We start from the raw sequence: 4,996 nt of genomic DNA, 5'->3' as shown, positions 1-4,996 counted from the left end.
AGCCAGTAGAGCCAGTAGAGCCAGTAGAGCCAGTAGAGCCAGTAGAGCCAGTAGAGCCAGTAGAGCCAGTAGAGCCAGTAGAGCCAGTAGCCCCGGTAGCCCCAGTAGTCCCAGTAGTCCCAGTAGTCCCAGTAGTCCCAGTGGAACCGGTAGCTCCAGTAGGTCCGGTAGCCCCGGTAGATCCAGTGGAACCGGTAGCCCCGGTAGTCCCAGTGGAACCAGTAGCTCCAGTAGGTCCGGTGGAACCGGTAGCTCCAGTAGGTCCGGTAGAGCCGGTAGCCCCAGTAGGAGAATGTGGGAGAATAATACGGTTAATATCTAAAAGTGAAAAGTTAATGAACATATCTTTGTTTTGATAATCTATCGAAATCACCTCACTAGCATGTTTAAAGAAATAGTAAAGTAATAATTTTTATAGGTATTTCATTTCTATATTATTAATGCAACTTATTTTGGAAACAGTAAATAGCTATTATGACTATAGGGTATTAATTTTTAACCTAAATTTTAATAAAACCTTTATTAAAGATAAAGAGCGCTTTTAAAGGCGCTCTGAGACAAGTTTCATGTTGAAAAAGGGAATTGAGGATATTATGTGCATACTGTTTTAGAATGTTGTAAATTTTTAATTAAAAATAAAAGGATCTTATAAAAATTTAAAATTTGTATTATTAGATAGTCACCATGCAATAAAATATGCTTGTTTGATATAAATGTGTGTCAAATTTACCAAAATATATTTTGGCATGCATAAGAAAATTAAAATACTTTATTAGTAAATAATAGCGGCTTCAGTGACAGATGGTAGAAAGAGTTTATGTGGTATTGTAATAATTTCAAGCGCAATTTGCGCTGAATATAGGAGTATTTGAGTTAAATCTAAAGCGAGTGTTAAAAGTATTATGAAGCTTGTAAGAATTACAAAACTACCCCAAAATAAACTTTTTGAAGTGTTGCGGAAATCTTTTATTAAGGAAAAGAAAGAAAAAGATGCGGTAACAATAAGAATGAAAATTTTATACTTATCAGACATTATAACCCTCCCAAAGAACAGTAATTTATATTATACTGTATTTTTCAATATTATTATAAAAAGATTTTAAAGTGAATAATAAGAAAAAAATAAAGCCATAACTTAAGACATTAGTTTAGGTTCTATTGTTTGAATACTTTGTTTTAGAAGGTATATAATCTGAAATTGAAAATTTTCCAAATGAATTGCCATTTTTTATTTCTAATCCAACATCAGGTACTCAATGAAATGGTATGAAAGATTATAGGCTGGTGATACGACATTAAATAAGAGGAATCTGCGCGCAGCAAGAGTCCTAGCTCAGATTTCTACTAGAGAAAAATATTTAGTTGGAGTTGATATGTTAATAAAAAACGGATGGATGTGGAAACTAAATATTCATGACATTAAGGATAAAGGTCAGGAAATATAATTTGGTATTCTGGGAATAACCGGAGGTCCGTAGTTAAAGTTGCATAGAATTTGTATTTTGTTTCTAATTTTTCAATTGTTGTTAAGTGATGAGAACCTAGTCCACGCTGTACACTATGTTGAGAAAGAGTCGGCCCAATTTGTAATTTTCGTTTTTTCATTGCATCGTTCCATGGACTATAAAAAAATTTAAAAATAAAAGCAGGTTCCATGTAAATGCTATAAGGATAATGCGAACCATGTCTCCCGACTCTATAGTTCCCGTGCGAATTATTGTGAATTAATCTACCGTTAAGATATAGTTGGTTTGGATTAGGTTGAATTATTATGCCGTGATAACGTTGTTTAACAAGCGGAGAGCTATATCTTGGGTTAGTGTAGCCATGAGTCGGTTTGTCAATCATCATAATCATTCTTATTGAAAACATATTGCCACCCATAGTGCTAAGTGATTTGAAAAATTGTTCTTTATTATAACAGCATAGGAATTCTGTCGTATTCAATACCATTTTCCATCCTGTAATTTCTCTTTCAATTTCCATAACTTCTTGATCAACTAAATAAGCATCAAATTCGAGTGATTTTGAGTTTCGTATTTCCCAATTAGGAGCGAATGTTTTACAGATTTCAACTGAACGATCAGTGGATCCACGATTAATAAGAATGCCATGATCAAATAGCTTTGTATGGTGCATTAACCACCATGGAAGTAAATATTCTTCATTGTAAAAATGAGAAATTAAAGTAGTCTTAATCAAAATCACCTCCGTATTTAACCTGCTTCTTATTTAATATGATATGGAAGGAAACCTATTGTTAGAAGGTTTCCTCTTAAAAGTTTTAAACCACATAGGGTATGTGGATGGATTAGTATATAAAGTAGTCTAATTGATAAAGAGTGGTATTAAAAAGTACAAAATCTAAAATGAGCATCGAATTAGTGTATAACGATTGAAACGGCACTGAAAACTAATAAAACAGCCATAATGATGTTGAATAATTGGTTATGTTTTACTAATATTTTTTGGAATATTGAACCAAATAAACTCCAACTAAATGTACTTAGTAAACCGACTATACCTAGAAATAATGAGAAAAGCAGAAAACTTGAATATGAATTGTAGTAGGGGAGTATGAAAGTCGATACTACAGTCAGTCCGAATAATATCCCTTTAGGATTAACGAATTGAAGAGAAATCCCCACAGTGAATAAGTTTTTATTATCTTTTTCAACGGGATTCGTACTGCTTTTACTAGTAAGTATTTTAATAGCTAAATATAACATATACGCTACACCTAAAATTTTTAAAGGGAATTCGATTATGGGTAAGATATTAAGTAGTACAACATTAAAGAAACTACATAAAGAAGTGAGGATGAAAAAACCAAAAGCTACTCCGAAGCAAAAGTTTATGCTTCTCTTTAATCCATGTTGATTTGCGTATGTCATAGCTAAGAAATTGTTAGGACCAGGTGTGAAGCTACTTATAAATACAAATAACAAAAAAGAAAATATAGGCATTTGAACCCCCCTAATTATTTTTGTATGTTATAATGACCGAAAAGAACAATATAACGTGTGCTTTTTATTATACATAACGGTCGTTATATTGTATATAGTGTGGGAGTGTTTTTTATGGAAGAAATTCAACTTATACTAGCGAAAAATTTAAAAACTATAAGAGAAAAAGAAAAATTAAGTTTGGAAAAAGTTTCCCAATTAACAGGTGTGAGTAAAACGATGATTGGACAAATTGAAAGAGGAGAATCAAGCCCGACACTAACAACAATATGGAAAATTGCAAATGGCTTGAAAGTTTCTTTTACCTCTTTAATCAACAATCCTCAGCCTGATACGAAAGTGATCTTAAGAAAAGATATTCAAGCATTGTCTGAAGACAATGGAAAATATAAAGTGTATCCTTCTTTTCCTTTTCAAGATGATAGACATTTTGAAATGTATACAGTAGAAATAGAAACAGAAGGGAAATTAAGTTCAGAAGGGCATAAAGAAGGCGCAGAAGAATTTATTACGGTATTTGAAGGTGAATTGACAGTAGAAGTGAATAACTGTCAATATACATTAAATAGTGGAGATTCAATTCGTTTTAAGGCCGATAGATCACACTCTTATTATAATTTAGGGGAATCTTTGACTCGATTAAGCATGACAATTTATTATCCAACTGCATAAGTTTACATTTATAGTAACAAAAGATAAAACCATCTTTAAGAGATGGTTTTTATTTTTTATTACTCACAAAAAAAGACACTCATCTGAGTGTCAACATAGTATTGCTCTCGCGTATAGGATTGGAGTACGTTTCTCAAATACGTATTGAGATGGTTCGTAAAAAAGAAACTGTCTTCATATTTAATGTAACATCGGTGGAAGTCAGTGTAAATTGATAATATATATACGGAAAATTTAGTATAGATAGTTTCTACTATGAATATAGTGCAATTTGTTCTTTAATGCGCCACCACTTTTATGAAATAATTGGGAGGTTCTTATCATGACAGACTTAGTATTTAATAATGTTTATTAGAAAAAGAATGAATCATTTTTAAATCGATTCGTATAATTGTTAGAGAGGCACCTGTTGAACCACCTCCAACCAAATTAACGATGTATAATACGCCGAATAATTGAAGTGAAATTGTAGTATCGGCAATTAAATTATTGTTATAATTTGAAGTTGATATAGCGGGAGAAAAAATAGAACCAGGAAGTGGAGTAGAAGCGTTTAATAGTAGTTTTGTTCCAGCGAGTAGAGCAGTTGTCGTATTAACTTGATAGGTTAAATGATATCTTCTGGTTACAGGAATTGTAAATATATCGTTTGAGGCGTTAACTGTAAAATTACCGAGGCTTTGGTTATTAGAAAGAGGAATATTAGTTCCGCCTAATATCACAGTGATGGGATCACCTAATGTATTATTAGCGAACATAGAGTTTGTTGTAACTATTGACCCAGTATTTCTGGTAGGTTCAGTAAGTCTGTATGGAAGAATAATTTCAAGAGTCGTTGATACTAGTTTTTCTATTCTTTTTTCATTTTTATCTTGAGTATAAATTACCTCATTTTTAAATTAGAATGCAATAAGTTTCGTGTTTTTGGAATGGGACTATCATTTTATTATATTAATAGGAGTTATAGCAACGGTAAAATGTTTAATAACTGTATGAATCATTTGGAAAGAAAAAAGAATAGTTATGAAAGCATTTCTTAATAATAGACTCATACTTATGTAAGTTAATTAAAAATATGTGGAATGAGGAATTAAATTGAAGCGGAATGATAAATTATCAATAAATAAAGGTAAGATAGAACCTGAGAATATTGGACCTACATTTTCAGCTCTTCCACCAATATATATTCCAACAGGAGCAACAGGAGCAACAGGAGCAACAGGAGCAACAGGAGCAACGGGAGCAACGGGGGCAACAGGAATAACAGGAGCAACGGGAGCAACAGGAGCAACGGGAGCAACGGGAGTAACAGGAACAACGGGAGTAACGGGAGTAACGGGAGTAACGGGAGCAACGGG

General features: G+C 32.7%; 6 protein-coding genes and 1 pseudogene. 3 read left to right on the top strand and 4 right to left on the bottom strand.

Going from position 1 to position 4,996, the window contains the following annotated elements; translation table 11 throughout:
- On the top strand, positions 1-356 hold a 356-nt coding region (locus tag HMAS_RS28410), incomplete at its 5' end, for a hypothetical protein (protein WP_414635041.1).
- A 416-nt stretch (positions 357-772) separates the two neighbouring features.
- Here the strand turns inward: HMAS_RS28410 and HMAS_RS12485 are convergent.
- The 3 genes from HMAS_RS12485 to HMAS_RS12475 all read right to left on the bottom strand — a co-directional run bounded on the left by HMAS_RS12485 (position 773) and on the right by HMAS_RS12475 (position 2,966).
- Positions 773-1,033, bottom strand: coding sequence for a hypothetical protein (locus HMAS_RS12485; RefSeq protein ID WP_116344859.1), 261 nt, complete (start codon positions 1,031-1,033; stop codon positions 773-775).
- 386 nt (positions 1,034-1,419) lie between these two features.
- The gene (locus tag HMAS_RS12480; RefSeq protein ID WP_000598288.1) at positions 1,420-2,202 is read right to left on the bottom strand and encodes a glycosyltransferase family 2 protein; all 783 of its coding nucleotides are present in this window, start codon (positions 2,200-2,202) and stop codon (positions 1,420-1,422) included.
- A 179-nt stretch (positions 2,203-2,381) separates the two neighbouring features.
- Entirely contained in the window at positions 2,382-2,966 is a 585-nt protein-coding gene (locus HMAS_RS12475) for a LysE family translocator (protein WP_001121281.1), read from the bottom strand.
- 57 nt (positions 2,967-3,023) lie between these two features.
- On the opposite strand from HMAS_RS12475, the gene HMAS_RS12470 reads away from it, so the two are divergent.
- On the top strand, positions 3,024-3,638 hold the full coding sequence (locus tag HMAS_RS12470) for a helix-turn-helix domain-containing protein (protein WP_116291545.1): 615 nt from the start codon (positions 3,024-3,026) through the stop codon (positions 3,636-3,638).
- Positions 3,639-3,976: 338 nt separating this feature from the next.
- Here the strand turns inward: HMAS_RS12470 and HMAS_RS12465 are convergent, their stop codons facing one another.
- Positions 3,977-4,522 (bottom strand): BclA C-terminal domain-containing protein, encoded by a 546-nt coding sequence (locus tag HMAS_RS12465; RefSeq protein ID WP_033667963.1) that lies wholly within the window; start codon positions 4,520-4,522, stop codon positions 3,977-3,979.
- A 211-nt stretch (positions 4,523-4,733) separates the two neighbouring features.
- On the opposite strand from HMAS_RS12465, the pseudogene HMAS_RS28095 reads away from it, so the two are divergent.
- Positions 4,734-4,996: pseudogene (locus HMAS_RS28095) on the top strand (exosporium leader peptide-containing protein); the annotation flags it as partial.

The sequence above is a fragment of the Bacillus sp. HMA207 genome (assembly GCF_003402455.1).
Taxonomy (GTDB): Bacteria; Bacillota; Bacilli; order Bacillales; family Bacillaceae_G; genus Bacillus_A; species Bacillus_A cereus.
Note: the sequence above shows the minus strand (reverse complement) of the source record. Positions and strands in the feature narration are given on the sequence as shown.